The sequence below is a fragment of the Pseudomonas sp. B6001 genome (genome assembly GCF_013386015.1).
GTDB lineage: Bacteria > Pseudomonadota > Gammaproteobacteria > Pseudomonadales > Pseudomonadaceae > Aquipseudomonas.
This window is the reverse complement of sequence record NZ_JACAOX010000005.1, coordinates 170553-187752: the sequence shown is the minus strand read 5'-3', so window position 1 is coordinate 187752 and position 17200 is coordinate 170553. Positions and strand designations below refer to the sequence as shown.

Sequence of the window (17200 nt, the reverse complement as noted above, 5' to 3'; positions counted from 1 at the left end):
GGATTCTCCGGTCATGGGGTCGACGGCCAGCACTGCCACGCCGGTTCGGCGGGGCTGCCCAGCAACAGTTCCAGGTGCTCGATCAGGTCGGCCTGGCTGTCGCGCAGGTAAAAATGCCCGCCGTTGAAGGTTCGAAAGTCGGTGACCTGGCGCGTCACGTCCGACCAGGCATGGGCTTCCTCCCGATCGACTTCGCGGTCGGTGCTGCCCAGGCATACGCTCACGGGCACGTCCAGCAGCTCGCTGATATCGCCGCAGTAGTTTTCGATCAGGCGGTAATCATTGCGCAATGCGGGCAGGTAAAGTGCCTGCATCTCGGGTTCGTCCAGGGGTGATGGCGCACCACCCGACAGGCGCCGCACATCCGCCAGCAGACCGGCATCCGGGCCCTGGTGCAATTGGCTGTGACGTTGCCGGTGAGGGGCCGGATGGGCGGAGACGATCAGCCGTTGCAGGTCCTTGCCCTGGCGGTTCAGGCGCCGCGTCACCTCATAGGCCAGCGCCGCACCCATGCTGTGGCCGAACAGCACCAGCGGCCGGTCGGACAGGTCCCACAGCGCCCGGGTAATAGTGCCCGCCATCCATTCCAGGCTGCCGGGCCAGGTTTCACTCAGGCGCTCTTCGCGGCCGGGGTATTGCACGCTGACCAGTTCGATGTCAGCCGGCAACAGTGCCTGCCAACCGCTGAAAAATCCCGCGCTGCCGCCGGCGTGGGGCAGGCAGACCAATCGGCAACGCGGCGTTTGATGCTGCGGGTAACGTCGCAGCCATGGGCTGGGGATTTTCTTCATAACACGCCCTCCTCCAGTTCAGTGGTGACGTGGATCCGGGTCTGCGGCAACCAGCGCAGCACCTGGCGCAAGCAGTCATCGGCGTCCATCACCTGGGCAGCGTAGTGCGTGCCTTCGGGCAGTTTGGCCAGTTGCAGGGCGCAGATTGCCGCCACTGTGCCGGTCAACGCCGAGCCGTCGGCGGCACGCAACCAGGCGGTGGCCTGCTGCGGTTCGCCGTGTTGCAGGCCTGCCATTTCGACTGCGAGCAACTGGTAAGGCGTGCGCCCTGCCAGGTCCAGCGCACTGGCCTGTACCAGGGCGGCAATGTTCTCTGCCGTGTGTCGCAGAGCCGGTGGCGAGCCCTGAATGCGCCCGAGTGCGGCCCGCAGGTGGCCGCCCTCGAACAGGTTGTAGGCCTGGGCTTCGCGCACCCGCAAGTCAGTAAACAAGCGCTGTTGCTCAGTGGTTAGATACGGGTGGGCCGTTACGGGACCGCCCACCAGCCAGGGCCGCTCGAAGTGTTCATCGACGAGTACGGCGGACTTGATTGCACGGCCATCGCACCAGCCCATCGAGGCCTGGCCATAGCCGTTGCCGAGGCTCAATAGAAAGTCCTCGGCCGCCGTTGTCGACAACCGCCCAAGTCCGACGGCATAGCAATGCACGGCATCGACGCGCTCGAACGACGCCGCAAGCACCTTGGGAAACAACCCCGACAGCCCGGGCAACATGCCGGCTGATAACACCACACGACGACCCGGCGGCAACTGAGCGGGCAGCAGCTGATGCAGCGGATCATCGCCGCCGACATCGATGTAATCGGCGCCACTGGCCAAAGCGGCCAGCGCCACCCGGTCGAGCACCTGGTAGCTGGGGCCCGCGCAATTGATCAGCAGGTCGCAGCCGCTGCAAAACGCCGCCAGGCTTTGGGCGTCCCACAGGTCCACTTCACGGATCTCGGCCTGCCCGTTCAACTCGCCGTCGTTAAAACGCTGCCCTTGCCCAGGGTCGCGACCGCCCAGGCGCAAGCGGCAATGACCGACCAGCACCCGCGCAACCTGCCGACCGACATGCCCATAGCCGCCTACAATCCCGACTCTCACGCCGCCACCTGCGCCAGCCGTTCGAACGCGCGGGCCACGGCTTCGACCTGGGGGCTCTGCATGCAGCTGAAGTGGTCGCCCGGCACGTCCACCACCTGCAATTCGCCAAGGCACAGGGCCTGCCAGTATTGGCTCATGTCGCGGTGCATGCCGGGCAGTACCTGGACTTCACCGCACTGGCGGATAAACACCATGTCACCGTCGTAAGGCGTGGCCTGATGCAAGGCGACGGCGGCCAGGCTGTGGCGCAGCACCTGCAGTTGCTCGCGCAGCCAGTCCAGGTCGCTCAGTTGCGAGCCGGCGTGGCGCATCGCGTCTGCAATTGCCTGCAAGCGCTCATCTGCCGACTTGGATGCCAGGGCCCGCAGGCAGGCCAGGGCCGTGGCACAGTCGGGCTCATCCTGCAGCGCCAGCAACGCACCTTGGGGCACGCGGCCCGGAGTTTGGCGCAGCACCTTGGCAATCGCCCGCTCCATCGCCTGTTCATCCACCGGGTAACCCAGGGTGTGCGGGTCGGCCTGCATCACGCGGGCGAACACGTACTCCGCCAGCAGGTCATCCTCGATCATGAACGGCACGCGGTAGCTGCTGATCACTGTCAGTTGCAGCACCTCGATGTCCCTCGCCGCGAGGCATGACGCCAGCTCCGTCGCCAGCAACCCGCCGAGGCAATAACCGACGATGCTCACCTGGCGCCGGCCTTCGGCGTGCAAGGTGTCGGCATAACGCTCGGCCAGTTCACGAATCGCCGTAGCCGGTGCCAGAGCCAGGTAACCCGGTACATCATTGAGCACCAGCCCCTCCAGTGGCGCTTCTTCCCCGAGTGCAGCAAACAGCGCGCGATACGGTGCCAGGGTGCCGCTGCCATCATGGACAAAGATCCGCGCCGGGCCTTGCGCCTCCTCACGAATCCGCACCAGCGGCGACAGGCTCTCGCTGCCCTGCCCCCGCAGGTAATCCGCCAGGGCCGCAACGGTGGGCTGGTTGATCAACTGGCGCAGCAAATCCCCCCAGGGCACGTTACGGGCCTGGGGCAGGCTTTCCCGCAGGCGACCAACCACCTGCGCCACCAGCAATGAATCACCGCCCAACTCAAAGAAGCCCTGTTCACGGCCCACACTGGGCACCCGCAACAGGGTTTGCCAGACCTCTGCGATACTGCGCTCCAGCGCATCCAGCGGTGCAGCCCCGCTGTTGGCCTGTTGCGTGGCCTGGGCCATGCCGAGGTTGGCCAACGCCTGGCGGTCGACTTTGCCGTTGACCGTCAGCGGCATTTCATCCAGTACCCGCCACTCGGTGGGTACCATGTAATCCGGCAGGCGCTGGCCCAGATGCGCGCGCAACGCCTCCGGCTCAAGGGTCTGGCGCTCGGTCTTGAAGCGCGTGATGAACAGGTGCTGGCCGATCTGTGACATCGCATCGTCAGCTGCCGGCATGCACAGCGGCGTCTGCGCGCCGGCTTCCTGCAACAGTTGCTGCCACTGCTCGCGGCGGATGAACGTGGTGTCCTGCTCGGCGCGGAAATCCTCGAACGCGGTCAGGCCCTCCTTGAACTCCATGGACGCCATGATCTGGTAGGTGTCGCGGGTGGCTTCGATAAAGATCAGCCAGCCGCCGGGGGCGAGCATTTCCCGCAGCCGGGCGAGTACCTGGCTGGCATGCCGCGAGTTGTGCAGCACGTTGGCACACAGAATCACATCCAGGGAGTTGGCGGCGATGCCTTGGGCCCAGTGGTCGAGGTTCAGGTCAAACAGCCCGTAGCTGACCCACGGAAACTCGACGAAATGCTCCCGCGCTTCGTTGAGGAAAAACTGCGACAGGTCGGTGAACTGGTAGTCCACCGCCAAGCCGTCCAGGGCCGGAATCAGGTCGGCACTGGTGCCGCCCACGCCTGCGCCGATTTCCAGCAACTGCAGACGCCAGCCCGCCGGTTGCAGTGCGGCGATTTCCTGCACCGCCGCACACACCGCCTGGTTCAGGTACTGGCTGATCAGGTTCTTGCGATAGGCGCCTTCGGCGGTGTCGGTACGGCCTTCGGGAAACAGCAAGTGCAACGGGTCGAGCCGGTCGCTCATCAGGGCAGGCAATTGCTCCTGGCTTTCCCGCAGGTAGCGCAGCACTTCACCGCCCCAGCCCACACTCGGTTCCAGCGCCTCGATGCGCTGCCACAGCTGACGGTATTCAGCACCCGAGACCCGCAGTGACGAATAGGCGCCGGTGCCTGGGTTGCGGTCTACCAGTTGTTCGCGATGCAGCGCTTGCAGCCAGCGGCGGATCAGCCGTTCGTTGCGTGGCGCCACTTCGCACAGGCTCATGATCTGGGCCAGGTCGTGCTCGACGCCCGGTTGATCAAACAGCCCCGGGCGTTGCAGGGCCAGGCCCATGGAGAGCAACGCGGCACGCTCGACGCAATCGGACATCTGCGTAATCAGCGCTTCCGTCAGTTGGCCTTTCACGCCGTTGGCCGCCGCCAAGGCGTTGGGTGCCAACCGGGTCGGCCAAGGCAATGGAGTATCACGCAAAGTCCCGCGCACGCAGGCCTGCAAACGCCGCTCGAACGCGCCCTCGCCCGCAGCGACCACCACGGCCGATTCGACATGAGGATGACTGAGCAAGGCACTTTCGACTTCCGCCAACTCGATGCGATGCCCGCGAACCTTGACCTGGAAATCCTCACGGCCAAGGAACTCAATCAACCCGCTTTCAAGGTAGCGCCCCAGGTCGCCGGTGCGGTACAGCCGCTCGCCGCTGTGGGCATGCTCGATAAAACGCTCGGCGGTTTTCTCCGCGTCCCCCAGGTACCCCATCGCCAACCCCGTGCCGGCGATGAACAGCTCACCGGCAACGCCTTGCGGGCGATCGCGGCCTTGTTCGTCGAGCACCATGAAGCGTTGATTGGCCAGCGGCGCGCCGTAGGGAATGCTGCGCCATTGTGCGTCCACCTCGGTGATTGGATAGGCAATCGACCAGATCGCCGCTTCTGTGGCGCCGCCCAGGCTGATCAGTTGGAGCTCAGGCAACAACGCAGCGATTTCGGCGGGCAGGTTCAGCGGGATCCAGTCGCCGGACAGCAAGGCCAGGCGCAGGCTCTGAGGTGCCGCGGCCGGCACGGCTTGCAGGTAATGGGCAAGCATCTGCAACTGCGCGGGCACCGAGTTCCACAGGGTCACACCGTGCTCGCGGGCGCATTCGGCCCAGTGGGACGGGTCGGCGCGGCGTCCGGCGTCGGGCAACACCAGGGCGCCACCTACGGCCAGCAGGCCGAAGATGTCGTACACCGAGAGGTCGAAGCCCAGGCTGGCCAAGGCGAGTACCCGGTCTTCGGCGCCGATGGCGAAGCGCTGATTGATATCCACCACCGTGTTGAGGGCCGCCTGGTGACTGATCATCACACCCTTCGGAATCCCGGTGGAGCCGGAGGTGTAGATCACGTAGGCAAGTTGTTGCGGTGTCACCTGCGGCGCCGGCAGTTCACGTCCGGCACTGGCTGCGGCCTGATCAACGGGTATGCACTGGGTCACCTGGGCGGGCCAGGCCACGTCCTCGCTCAACCACGACTGGCTGAGCACCCGGCTGACCTCGGCGTTCTCAAGAATCAACGCGCGCCGCGCCATCGGCTGATTAGTGTCCAGCGGCAGGTACGCCGCGCCGGCCCGCAAGATCCCGAGTACACCGACCACCTGGTCGATGCCTTTTTCCATGCATACCGCGACCCGCTCGCCGGGCTGGCAACCGCCATCCAGTAACTGCTCGGCAATCGCCTCGGCACGGGCGGCGAGTTGCGCGTAAGTGAGCTGTCGCGCGCCCTGGATCAGGGCGACACGTTGGGGTTGCGCCCGGGCCTGGCGAAAGAACGGTTCATGCAGCAAGCCTGGGGGAATCGGCTGCGCCGTCTGGTTGATCAACTCCCGCACCAGTCGCTGGGGTGCCGGCAGTTCAAGGCAATCGTCCAGGGTCCAGGCCGAAGGCTCCCGCGCCAAGCGCTTGAGCAGACGTTCGAAGGTGTCGAACATCGCTTCCAGCATGGCCTCATTGAACACGCCCTGGCGAATGTCCCAATTGATGAACAGGCCGTTGTCGCGCTCGCTGACCTGGCAATCAATCAACACTTGCGGGGTCTGGCTGATGCCGTGCACCAGTTCTGCGCCGGGCATAAATGCCCCGCCGCCACTTTCGCCACCGGCGCCCAGGGTGCTGGTGAAGGCATAGGGCATCAAGGCCGCATCACGGCCTTTGCGCCGCGCCAGTTCGCGCAGTACTTCAATGCCGGAACACAGGCGGTGGTCCATGTCTTGCCACAGTCGCTCCTGCAACTGCTGGCTGCGTTCACCAAAGCTGCCGCCTTGCAGGGTCTGGACTTCCAGCAATTCCACCGAGCTGAAATCCCCCACCAGCCGATCGACCTGCGGGTGCAGCGACAGGCGATTGAGCAAGGTCAGGCTCAAGCAGAAATGCCCCTTGCGGCTCCAGCGCCCCAGGGTTTCGGCATAGCAGGAAAGAATCGCCGCCGACGCACCCACGCCGGCCGCCGCTGCATTCAGGCGCAGGGCGTTGAAATCCCGGGCCTCCAGGTTCAGGGCGCGGCGCTCGAAACGCGGTCCGCTGGGAGCGCCCTGCATGGGCAATTCCGGAGCACCGGGCAGGCTGTCGACCCGCGCCCACCAGTACTGGCGGTCACGCTGGTAACGCGGCTGTTCCCGCAACCGGCGCTCGCCCAGTACGTAGTCGCGAAAACTGATGGGCGCCGCCGGCGGCAAGGCTTCGCCACGATAGACCTGCTGCAACTCGGCCAACAGCATGCGCACGCTCTGGTAGTCGCACACCAGCAGATCCACTGAGAGATGCAGGCGCGCATGTTCACGGCCCTGGCTGACGCACAACTCGATCAGCGGCCACTGCTGGGGCGACGCCAGGCGAATTTCCATGCGTTCGCGCAGAGCGGCCAGTGCACGGCCGTCGTCTTCGCGCAGGTCATGCCGGGCGATCAGGTAATGCGGCACCTGGGGCAGGATTTGTTGGTAGCCGTCTTCCAGCACCACCGCCCGCAGCATGTCGTGACGCGCAATCAGATGGTTCCATGCCTGCTCCAAGCGCGCCGGGTCCAGTTCCCTGAGTTCAAATTCCAGGTAACCGTGGCACGCCACCCCGCCGTAGCTGAATGCCTGGGTGCGGCCCATCAGGTAAGCGGCCTGCACGTCGGTCAGCGGAAACGGTTCGCTGCGGGCAGCCAGGTCGGCCGAGACGGTGGGCATCACCGGTTCCATCAATTGCTGCAACAACGCGTCCTTGTGTTCGCGCAATTGTTGCAGGCGGCCTTCATCCATCACCCCGGCGGGCGCCCGGTAGCGCAGGCGGCCCTGCTCTTCCCAGAGTTCCACACCCAGTGCTTCGAGGTCCTGTTGCAGTTGCTGCAGTGTCATAGCGCACCCTCCACCATTGCGTTCCGGTTGACGTGGTCCTGTTCTCGTCGGGCGACAAGCCATTGGGCCTGGCGGGCGACGGTGGCCGCGTTGAAAAAGTCCTTCAGCGACAGTTCGACGTCGAACTGTCGGGCGATACGTTCGATCAGGCGAGCGGCCAACAGACTGTTGCCGCCGAGGGCGAAAAAGCCCTGGTTGCGTCCCACCAGGGGAATGTCGAGCAATTCGCGCCAGAGCCCGGCCAACAGTTGTTCGGCTTCGCCTTGAGGCGCGTCTTCATGCTCGGGTCTGGCGCCCTGGCGTTGCTCCTGCACCAGCCACAGCAGTGCGGCGCGGTCGACCTTGCCGTTGGCGCTCAGGGGCAGTTCGGTGAGGTTCAGCCAGTGGTCCGGCAACATGTGTTCCGGCAACCATTGGCAGAGCCACTGGCGCATGGCTTCGGCATCCGGCAGCGCGTCGCCCATCAGGGTTGCTGCCAACTGCGGGTTGGCCCCGGGCAACACCAGGGTGACGGCACGACTGACGGCCGGATGGCGTTCCAGGGCCACGTCGATCTCACTGAGTTCGATGCGGAAGCCACGGACCTTGACCTGCTGGTCCATACGCCCGAGAAATTCGAGGCTGCCGTCGGGCCAATAACGGCCCTGATCGCCGGTGCGGTACCAGCGTTGCCCGGCGTGCTCGACGAAGCGTTGGGCGCTGAGATGCGGCAGGCCACGATAGCCCTGGGCAACCCCGGCGCCGCCGATCCACAACTCCCCCGCCACCCAGTCCGGGCAATCGCGGCCCTGGCTGTCGACGACTCGAAAGCTTTGGTTATCCAGGGGTTTGCCGTAGGGAATCGAGAGCCAGTGAGCCGGCACTTCGTCGACGTCCTGGACGTTGGACCAGATGGCCGCTTCAGTGGCGCCGCCGAGAGCGGCGAACCGGGCGCTTTCGCCGGCTGCCAATCGCAGGCGGCGTGGCAGGTCCAGCCCGACCCAGTCACCCGAGACCATCGCCAGGCGTAATCCGCTCAGGGCATTCGGCTCGCGGGCCTTGAGGGTCAGCATGTCGAGCAACGCCGGTACCGAGTTCCACAGGGTCACGCGCTGCTGGCGGATCAGCCGCAACCATTCGGACGGCTCCTTGCGCCGCGCATCCGCTGGCAGCACCACGGCGCCACCGACACTCAGCAGGCCAAACAGGTCGTACACCGACAGGTCGAAATCGAGGGCGGAAACCCCGAGCACACGGTCATCCGCGCCCACCTGATAACGCCGGTTGATCGCGGCGACGGTGTTCAGCGCCGCCTGGTGGGAAACCTCGACGCCCTTGGGTTCGCCGGTAGTGCCAGAGGTAAAAATCACATAGGCCAGTGCGTCCGGCGCCACCTCGATCGGTTGTTTCAGGGCCCTGGCCGAACGCGCCTGGGCCAGGTCCACCACTTGCAAGTCCGCCAGCCATACACCGCGATCACGGTGGGCCGTATCGGTGATCACCACCTTGGCTCCGGCGCGTTGATAGATCATGTCGCGACGGGCTGCCGGCTGTTCGATACCCACCGGCACATACACCGCGCCCGCCGCCAATATGCCGAGCACCGCAACGATTTGCGCCTGGCCTTTGGGCAAGGTGATCGCCACCGTATCACCCGGTTCAATCCCCCACTGGCGCAGGGCACCTGCCACTTGCAGGGCCTGGGCCGCCAGCTCGGCGTAACTCAACTCAGCGTCCTCGGTGATCAATGCCACCCGCTGCGGGTGCACCTGCGCCTGTTGGAAAAAGCCATCGTGCAGCAAGCCTTTGTCATAGGCCCAGGGCGTGTGGTTGACCGCTGCACGGACCTCTTGCTGGCCTTGGGGCAACGGCAGCGGCGCGGGTTGGCGCCAGTCACCGGTACACAGCCACGCCAGCAGGTCGCCATAGGCGGTGAACATTTCGTCCAGCAGGCCTTCGGGGAACAGCGCATCTACCCCGTCCCAGTTGAGCAACAGGCCACCGGGCAGCGGATAGCTCTGGTGGTCAAGCCACACTTGGGGCGTTTGCGACAAGGCCCAGCCCGGTTCGCCCAGGTGCTGCCGGCAAGTGGCGTCGACAAACGCTTCGCCAAGGTTGCAGGCAAACACTACGGGGGCGCCGCCTTGCCGGGTGCGGGACAACTCACGCAGCACTTCCACACCAGGCCAGGCGCTGTGGGCGATGTCGCGGTGCAGTTGGCGTTGCAGGGCTTGCGCCTGCTGCGCGAAAGAACCCGCCTGGCGCTGGTCGATCTCCAGCAGCACCAGGTTGGAAAAATCCGCCAGCAGATGCGGGACGCAGGGGTGCAGCTCCTGGCGGTTGAACAGCGGCACGTTCAACAGGAAATGCTGGCTGGCGCTCCAGCGGCCCAGCACTTGGGTATAGGCGCAGCACAGCACGCTGGCCAGGGTCAGGCCGTGTTGGCGGGCCTGGTCTTCCAGGGCTCGCAACTGCGCGCGGCCGAGGCGCATCGCCAGGCGACGAAAACGCGGCGGGCCGAGGGATTGCGGCTCGTGTGCCAAGGGGAGTTGCGGGCCGTCGGGCAGGTCATCCAGACGTTGCAGCCAGTAGTCCCGCGCGCCGGCATCGCTGGTTCGGGTGGCGCCCAGGTAGTGGGCAAAATCCCATTCCAGACGTGGCAGCTGCGCCTCTTGCCCGCTGTAGATCAGCGCCAGATCCCGCAGCAGTACGCTGATACTCAGGACGTCCGCCACCAGCAAATCGATGTTCAGGTGCACCCGGCTGCGGCCGTCGGGCAAGCGGCTGAGTTGCACATCAAACACCTCGCCCTGGCGCACATCCAGGCAGCGGTGGGCCAGGCGCTCACGCAAGGCCAACTCATCCGGCCGTTCATGCACGGTCAACCCAGGCCACGGGCTGGTCGGCAGCACGCGCTGGCAAGTGGCGTTCGGGAAACAGGCGCGCAGCATGGGATGGCGGTGAGTCAGGCGCATCACCGCGCTTTCCAGGCGTTGAGCGTCGACCTGATACCCGTCCAGCTCCTGATACAGGTGACAGCCAACGCCCCCCAGCGGCATGGCCGGGTCGCGACCAAACCAATAAGCCTGCTGCAACGGTGTGAGGGCGAAATCGTTGTCGGCGGCGACGGGCTTGAGGTGCGTCGCCTGCCCGCGACGGCGGTCGATCAGCAACCACCAGGCCTCAAGGGTCGGCTGCTCAATCAGTTCGGCAAAGCTCACCTGCACACCTTCGCGGGCGAGCAAGGCCGGCAGGCGCATCATGCTCACCGAGTCCAGGCCCTGCTCGATCAGCGAGGCATCGGGCTCCAGGTCCTGGGGGGCATAGTCGAGCAACTGCGCGACACCGGCGCACAGCGCCTCGGGGCTGTGTGCGAGGCCGCCGGGTGCAGGATGAACGCATGCCAGTGATGGGTTATCGGTCATGGGGGACGGTCCTTTGGGGAACGGTAGGGTCTGGGCGCAAGCGCCAGCGATTGATCGCTTCGCGCTCGTGGAACAACTCGCGGTAACGGCCGGGCGTGGCCATCAACGCGTCATGGCGGCCGACCTGGGCCAACTGGCCGTGGTCGAGCAGCAGAATCTGGTCGGCATGGGGCGCCAAGGTCGGTTTGTGGGTGACCAGCACCACCGTGTGCCGGCGGGCCAGTTGCAACAGGGTCCGATTGACCCGCGCCTCGCTGATGGCATCGAGGGCGGCGGTCGGCTCGTCCAGCAGGATCAGCGACGCGTCCTTGAGCAACACCCGCGACAACGCCAGGCATTGGCGCTCGCCGCCGGACAGGCTGACGCCCTGCTCGCCCAGCACGGTGTGCCAGCCCTGGGGCAGGCGCTCGGCGAGGCGGTCGAGGCCGGTGGCGCGGGCGGCGTGCTGCCATTGCTCTTCGCTGGCGTCGGGGCGGCCCAGCAGCAGGTTGTCCAGCAGGCTGCCCGGCAACAGCGGGCTGTCCTGGAACATCAAGGCGACCTGGGTATCTCGGGCCAGGGCCGACAGTTGCCGCAGGTCGACACCGCCGAGGTGAATCGCGCCACTGCTTACATCGCTGAAGCGCGCCAGCAGGCGCAACAGGCTGGACTTGCCGGAGCCGGACGCCCCCACCACCAGGTTCAGCGAACGCTCCTGCAACGTGAAGTCGATGCCTTGCAAGATCGCCTGGCCCTGGCGGACCAGTCCTACGTCCCGCACTTGCACGTCGTAACCCAGGGCAGGTTGGGGTTCGAGAGGCTCAGGCAACCCCGGCATCTGCAGCAGGTGGCGCAGGCGATTCAAGCCGTGGCGGGTCTGGCGCAACGTGGTACCGAGGTTGACCAGCGCGCCCATTGGCTCCACCAGGCAGGTGGCGAGAATCGCCAGCGCCAGGAACTTCGCCGCATCGAGGGTGCCACCCAACACGGCATACAGGCCGCATAACAGGATGGCGCTGTAGCCGGCCTGCAACACCACCGCCAAACCCAGCGCGGCGGGAAAAGTGCGCCAGTGGGCGTGACGCTGTGCCTGTTGCTGCTGGGCCAGGGCCTCGGTGAGCAGGTCGAAACCTTGCTCGGTGCGCCCGCTGGAGCGCAGCAACGGTTGCTGGCGCAGAAACTCCATCACCCGGGCCGCCGCTTCATTGGCTGCGGCTTCGCTCAGTGCTTCAGCTTGCCCGCCCCAGCGCACGCCCCAGTGGTACACCAGCACCAGCAACGGCAACGCGGCCAGTGCCGCCAACGCCATGGAGCGGTCGTAGAAAAACAGCGCCAGCAGGAGTGCCAAAGGCGTCAACAGCGCATTGGCCATTGGCTGCAAAAGGTGCGCCGGGGTGCTCATGATTTGCAGCACGGTGTGAGTCACCAGGCGATTCAGTTCAGCGCTGCGCCGCTCCACAAACCATTCCAGCGGCAGTTGCACCAGCTTGTCACCAATGCGTCGGTTCAACGCCTGGGCTGCTTCGGCACCGGCGCGATAGCCCGCCAGCTGGGCATACCGGCGCAGCCAGAGGCACAACAAGGCCATGCCGGTGAAACCGATGGCCCAGGCCCAAGGCGTGGTGTTGCCGAACCACTGGGCAAAGGCCATCGGCAACAACGCCAACGCTGCGCCCTGGGCCAACGCACTCAACGCCATCGCCATCAGCGCACGCCGCAACAAGCCGGCTTCACGGGGTTGCAGGCTGCGTAACAGCGCGCGAATCATGCCCGTGCCCTCTTCAGTGCGGCCGCCGAAAACTGCTCAGCGGCCCACAGCCCGGCGTAAGTGCCCTGCTGGTCCAGCAAGCCGTGATGCGTACCGCGCTCGACAATCCGCCCGCCTTGCAGCACGACGATCTGGTCGGCGTCCTGGATGCTGCTCAAGCGGTGGGCGATTACCAGCACCGTGCGGGCACGGGCCAGGCGAGACAGCGCCTGCTGGATCGCGGCTTCGGACTCAGGATCACTGGCGGCGGTGGCTTCATCGAGAATCAGGATCGGCGCTTCACTGAGCATCGCCCGGGCAATGCCCAGGCGTTGCACTTCACCGCCGGACAGTTGCACGCCGGCTCCGAGGACGGTGTGATACCCCTGGGGCAGCGCGAGGATGCGCTGGTGAATCTGCGCGGCCCGGGCGGCGGCTTCCACCTCGATTTGCGTGGCGTCGGGGCGCGCCAGGCGCAGGTTGTCGAGGACGCTGGTGCGCAGCAGGCGCACATCCTGGAACACAAAGGCGACCTGGCGATACAAGGTGGCGCTGTGCATGTCCCGCAGGTCGACGTCGCCGATGCGGATCGCCCCGGCACTCACATCGGCAAAGCGCGCAAGCAAAGTGGCCAGGGTGGATTTGCCGGCGCCCGAGTCGCCCACCAATGCGGTCAGCGTGCCGGGCGGTAGATCCAGGTCAATGTCATGCAGCACCTGCGTGCCGTCGGGGTAGCGAAAGTCCACGCCTTCAAAGCTCACCTGGCGGCCCTTGGGCTCGCGGGATTCGCGAGGTTGCGTCAACGTCGCGCTGTTGAGCACGGTGGCGATACGGCTGGCGGCCATGCGGCCCTGCACCAGTGCATCCGCACCATGCCCGACGGCCGCGACCGGCGCTGCCAGGGCCGGCCCCAGCAGCAGGAACGGCAGCAGTTGCACCGGCATCAGCCAACCGCCAGCCACCAGCGACGCACCGCCCAACAGCACCAGGGCCAGCACCAGCAACGGCGAAAGCAGCACCTCGACACTCGCCCCAAGCCCGGCCCAGCGTTGGGCCCAGCAGGAAAAGAAACTGGCGAAACGTTCCACCGCACCGAAGAACTTTGACTGCACCCGATCGGCCCGGCCGAATGACTTGACCATGGCGATGCTCTGCACAAACTGCTGGGTGGCCAGGGACAGGTTGCCCAGCGCGGCGCCCAGTGCCTTCTGGTCATCCCGATAAGCCTGGGAGCGCAAGGCTCGCAGTCGCCACAGCGCCAGCGCTGGAGGCAGCAGCACCACAACGGTCATCGGCACACTTACCGTCAGCAGGTACAACAGGCACGCCAGGGGCGCCACCAATGCGGCGGCGAGGTTGTTTGGCAAGTGCGCCACCAGTTGATGCAGCGCACCTACGTCGTCGAGCAAAACACGGTCGACTTTTTGCCCACCACGGGCGCTGAACCAAGCCAGCGGAACCCGCGCCAAATGCGCGGCCAGCCGTTGGCGAACCTGGCGTTGCAGGTCGCTGTCGGCCAGGTGGGTCATCTGCAAGGCGGCAGCCAGCCCGAGCATGCGCAACAGCAAAGCGCCCGCACCGGCCAACAACCACCAGAACCCATCGTGCAGATCGAGTTTTCCGTCCAGCAACGACGGCGCCAACTCCGCCACCGCGATCAACGGCAGCAGGCCGATCAGGGTCGCCAGGGCTTGCAGCAGCATGGCGCAGATCAACCGGCCACGTACAGGCGCGAGCAGTTCACGCAGCGAGTCTTGATCAGCCACGGGCGGCGCTTCCCTCAGGTTGTTTTGCCCCGAAATACAGCTGCTGGATAGCCTCCCGCAGGTGCTTGCGGCTGACCTTGCCCACGCCGGTTTGCGGGAAACCGGGGATAAATTCGAAGCGGTCCGGCAGCTTGAAGGCCGCCAACCCTTGCTCACGCAGATGGCGCAGCAGTTCCGGCGGGCGCGGTGCCGTGCCACGGGGAATCACGAAGGCGCAGGTGCGTTCGCCGAGGTAGGCGTCCGGCATCGCCACCAAGGCCACATCGGCGACGGCAGGATGGCTGAGCAGGAGGTTTTCGACTTCTTCGGCGGCGATCTTTTCGCCGCCACGGTTGATCACGTCCTTGTCGCGACCTTCGACCATCAGGTAGCCGTCGTCGGTGAGCATTACCCGGTCGCCGGTGCGGTAGAAACCGTCAGTGGTAAACGCCTGGGCGTTGTGCGCAGGGTGGCGGTAGTAACCGCGAATCGTGTACGGACCACGGGTCAGCAATTGGCCGACCTGGCCCTGTATCACGTCCTGTTCGTTGTCGTCCACCACCCGGATTTCGTCGCCCGGGGACATGGGTTTGCCCTGGGTGTGCAGGACTCGTTGCGGTGGGTCGTTGGGGTCGGTATAGCAAATCAGCCCCTCGGCCATGCCGAACACTTGCTGCAAGCGGCAGCCGAGGGTGGGTTCCACGCGGCGGGCAGCCTCGAAGCTCAGTTTGGCGCCGCCGACTTGCAGCAGTTGCAATCCTGGCAGGCCCTGCCCGCGCGCCTGGGCGGCATCCAGCCAGACCAGCACCAGTGGCGGCACCAGCGCGGTATGGGTCACGCGTTCATGCTCGATCAGGGCGAAGCAGGTTTCGGCGCTTGGCGAGCCGCTCAGCACCACACGGCCGCCCATCAGCAAGGTGCCCATGAACCCCGGGCAGCACATGGGAAAGTTATGGGCCATGGGCAGCGCGGCGAGGTACACCGTGGCGTCGGTCAGGCCGCAACGTTCGGCGCTGGTCCGCACGTTGTAGAGGTATTCATTGTGGCGACGCGGGATCAGTTTCGGCACGCCGGTGGAGCCACCGGACAACTGGAAACACGCGACGGCATCCGCGGGCGGCGCAGAAAAGGTTGGCTGCGGGTCGTCCAGATAAAGGTCTTCGAGCGCGATGAATTCTTCAGCCTCACCGGCCACGATCACCCACGCAAGGTCGCCATGGGCCGCCTTCAAGCCACGGGCCATGCCCCGATAATCAAAACCTGCCGTGACGTCAGCGCAGAGGTATGCCCTGGCCTGGGCAAACTCGCAGAAGCGGCCGATTTCCAGATGACGATGGGCCGGTAACGCAAAGATTGGCCGTACGCCGAGGCGATACAGGGCGAAGCACACTTCGACAAAACCCACGCAGTTCGGCAGTTGCACCACCACGTTGTCCCCTGCCACCAACCCCAGCCGGGAGAACCCGCCGGCCAGTTGATCGACCCGTTGATCCAGTTGGCGATAGCTCACCCGCAGCGTTCCATCGGTGATCGCTTCACGCTCGCCAAAGGTGCGGGCGGCGTTGCGCAGCAGGTCGCCAAAGGTCTCGTCGCGCCAATAGCCTGCGTCGCGATAGCGTTGGGCAAACGCTTCGGGCCAATCGGGGCAGTCGTCAATGATAGTCATGGGGTCTCCAGAGTTTTTTTCGGCAATAAGGGGCCGATGCCGTGAACAAAAGGCCTGCGGGGCAAGGGTGAAAAGGGCTAGGGAGAATGGGTCATTGAGCGGTTCATCCATGAGTCGCCAAGGGCTGCGGAAATGAGAGTGATTATTAATAGGCAAAAGCCGCAGCACGGCAACCGGCAGGACATTCGTTTGCGCGGCTTTTTCTTTTGATTGCGCTACAGCGTGAGTTTCTGCGGCCTGCAGCGATGAGGCGTGGTCCGGGCTTTCGGCTAAAGGATAATCATTCTTAATTACAGGTAAGAAATTTCCTGCTAGCGTATGCCCCTCTTTTCCGGTTCACAGGGAGTCCGCCATGCTCAGCCCACACGCTGCGCCGCTACCGACCCAAAGGGATTTCACCCTCAATTTTCCCAACACTTTGAACACGGGTGCCGCCACCGTCGTGCCGGAAATCACCCTGTCCGCCGGGACTGTGTTGATGGACAGCCAGATGTGGATGCAAGAGCCGCTGTGGCAAGGTTTGAAGATCATCCTGGTGCTCAGCGGCCAGCTCAATTGCCGGGTCGAAGGCCAGCAGGAAGTGGAGATTCGCGGGCCGACCCTGTGCGCCGTGGCCAACCAGGGTGAACATTGTGGCGATCACCTGTTCGCCAGTGGTGTGCCGGTGCGCTACACCACCGTGCAGCTGGATTTCCCGTCGATCCGCAGCGTCGGCCTTGAGCCTGAGCGCCTGCTGGATAAACGCGGCGGCGGGCCGATGATGTTCTGCCAGCCCGCGAGCAAACCGTTGCTCGCCCTTGCCCAACAGATTTTCACCTGCCCGTTGCAGGGCCCTGCCCGCTCCTTCTATCTGGGCGGCAAGGCCCTGGAGCTGACAGCGCTGGGGGTGGAGGGAATTCTCGCGCAAACCGAGTCGCGCCCGGTGCAGGACGCCCATTGCAACTCAGCGGACATCGAACGCATTCATGCCGCCCGCGACCTGTTGCTCGGTTCGTTGCAGGCTTCGCCGTCATTGGCCGAGCTGTCTCGCGCAGTCGGCCTCAACCCGCGCAAATTGACCGCGGGCTTTCGTCAGGTATTCGGCACCAGTGTCTATGTGTACTTGCAGGAACAGCGCCTGGCCGAAGCCTATCGCCTGCTCGCCAGCGGTGAGACCAATGTGTCCAGCGCCGCGTACCGCGTGGGTTACAGCCCGGCGCATTTCTCCACGGCGTTTCGCAAGCGTTTCGGGGTTTCGCCCAAGGCGTTGCGCTGACGGGTTGTGAAAGTTCCGCCCTGCCCCGCAAACGAAAGAAATGATCGCTCGACCCAAAGCAATAGCCCTGCGTCACAACGCCTGGATGAGATACGTTTGCATTCGCAT

General features: G+C 65.2%; 8 protein-coding genes. 1 reads left to right on the top strand and 7 read right to left on the bottom strand.

What is annotated here, in order from left to right:
* Positions 1-11 precede the first annotated feature (11 nt).
* Genes HX821_RS08905 through HX821_RS08875 form a run of 7 tightly spaced genes read right to left on the bottom strand, consistent with a single transcriptional unit; the run spans position 12 to position 15837 of the window.
* Complete coding sequence (locus tag HX821_RS08905; protein WP_177035630.1) at positions 12-791, bottom strand: thioesterase II family protein; 780 nt, start codon at positions 789-791, stop codon at positions 12-14.
* Positions 788-1876, bottom strand: a complete 1089-nt coding sequence (locus tag HX821_RS08900) for a saccharopine dehydrogenase NADP-binding domain-containing protein (protein ID WP_177035629.1) — start codon at positions 1874-1876, stop codon at positions 788-790. The genes HX821_RS08905 and HX821_RS08900 overlap by 4 nt, the downstream gene beginning before the upstream one ends.
* Positions 1873-7296, bottom strand: coding sequence for a non-ribosomal peptide synthetase (locus HX821_RS08895; RefSeq protein ID WP_003218420.1), 5424 nt, complete (start codon positions 7294-7296; stop codon positions 1873-1875). Before HX821_RS08895 ends, HX821_RS08900 begins: the two co-directional genes overlap by 4 nt.
* On the bottom strand, positions 7293-10700 hold the full coding sequence (locus HX821_RS08890) for a non-ribosomal peptide synthetase (protein WP_177035628.1): 3408 nt from the start codon (positions 10698-10700) through the stop codon (positions 7293-7295). The genes HX821_RS08895 and HX821_RS08890 overlap by 4 nt, the downstream gene beginning before the upstream one ends.
* Positions 10690-12447, bottom strand: a complete 1758-nt coding sequence (locus HX821_RS08885; protein ID WP_003218423.1) for an ABC transporter ATP-binding protein — start codon at positions 12445-12447, stop codon at positions 10690-10692. The genes HX821_RS08890 and HX821_RS08885 overlap by 11 nt, the downstream gene beginning before the upstream one ends.
* On the bottom strand, positions 12444-14192 hold the full coding sequence (locus tag HX821_RS08880) for an ABC transporter ATP-binding protein (protein WP_003218426.1): 1749 nt from the start codon (positions 14190-14192) through the stop codon (positions 12444-12446). Before HX821_RS08880 ends, HX821_RS08885 begins: the two co-directional genes overlap by 4 nt.
* A complete protein-coding gene (locus HX821_RS08875) occupies positions 14185-15837 on the bottom strand; it encodes a (2,3-dihydroxybenzoyl)adenylate synthase (RefSeq protein WP_003218428.1) in 1653 nt (550 codons plus the stop codon). Before HX821_RS08875 ends, HX821_RS08880 begins: the two co-directional genes overlap by 8 nt.
* A gap of 352 nt (positions 15838-16189) precedes the next feature.
* On the opposite strand from HX821_RS08875, the gene HX821_RS08870 reads away from it, so the two are divergent.
* Positions 16190-17092 (top strand): AraC family transcriptional regulator, encoded by a 903-nt coding sequence (locus HX821_RS08870; RefSeq protein ID WP_003218429.1) that lies wholly within the window; start codon positions 16190-16192, stop codon positions 17090-17092.
* The last annotated feature ends 108 nt before the right edge of the window (positions 17093-17200 follow it).

Excerpts from the sequence above, each read along its gene's own strand:
- HX821_RS08905 (WP_177035630.1), bottom strand. The coding sequence starts at position 791 with ATGAAGAAAATCCCCAGCCCATGGCTGCGACGTTACCCGCAGCATCAA.
- HX821_RS08895 (WP_003218420.1), bottom strand. The coding sequence starts at position 7,296 with ATGACACTGCAGCAACTGCAACAGGACCTCGAAGCACTGGGTGTGGAA.
- HX821_RS08890 (WP_177035628.1), bottom strand. The coding sequence starts at position 10,700 with ATGACCGATAACCCATCACTGGCATGCGTTCATCCTGCACCCGGCGGC.
- HX821_RS08885 (WP_003218423.1), bottom strand. The coding sequence starts at position 12,447 with ATGATTCGCGCGCTGTTACGCAGCCTGCAACCCCGTGAAGCCGGCTTG.
- HX821_RS08875 (WP_003218428.1), bottom strand. The coding sequence starts at position 15,837 with ATGACTATCATTGACGACTGCCCCGATTGGCCCGAAGCGTTTGCCCAA.
- HX821_RS08870 (WP_003218429.1), top strand. The coding sequence starts at position 16,190 with ATGCTCAGCCCACACGCTGCGCCGCTACCGACCCAAAGGGATTTCACC.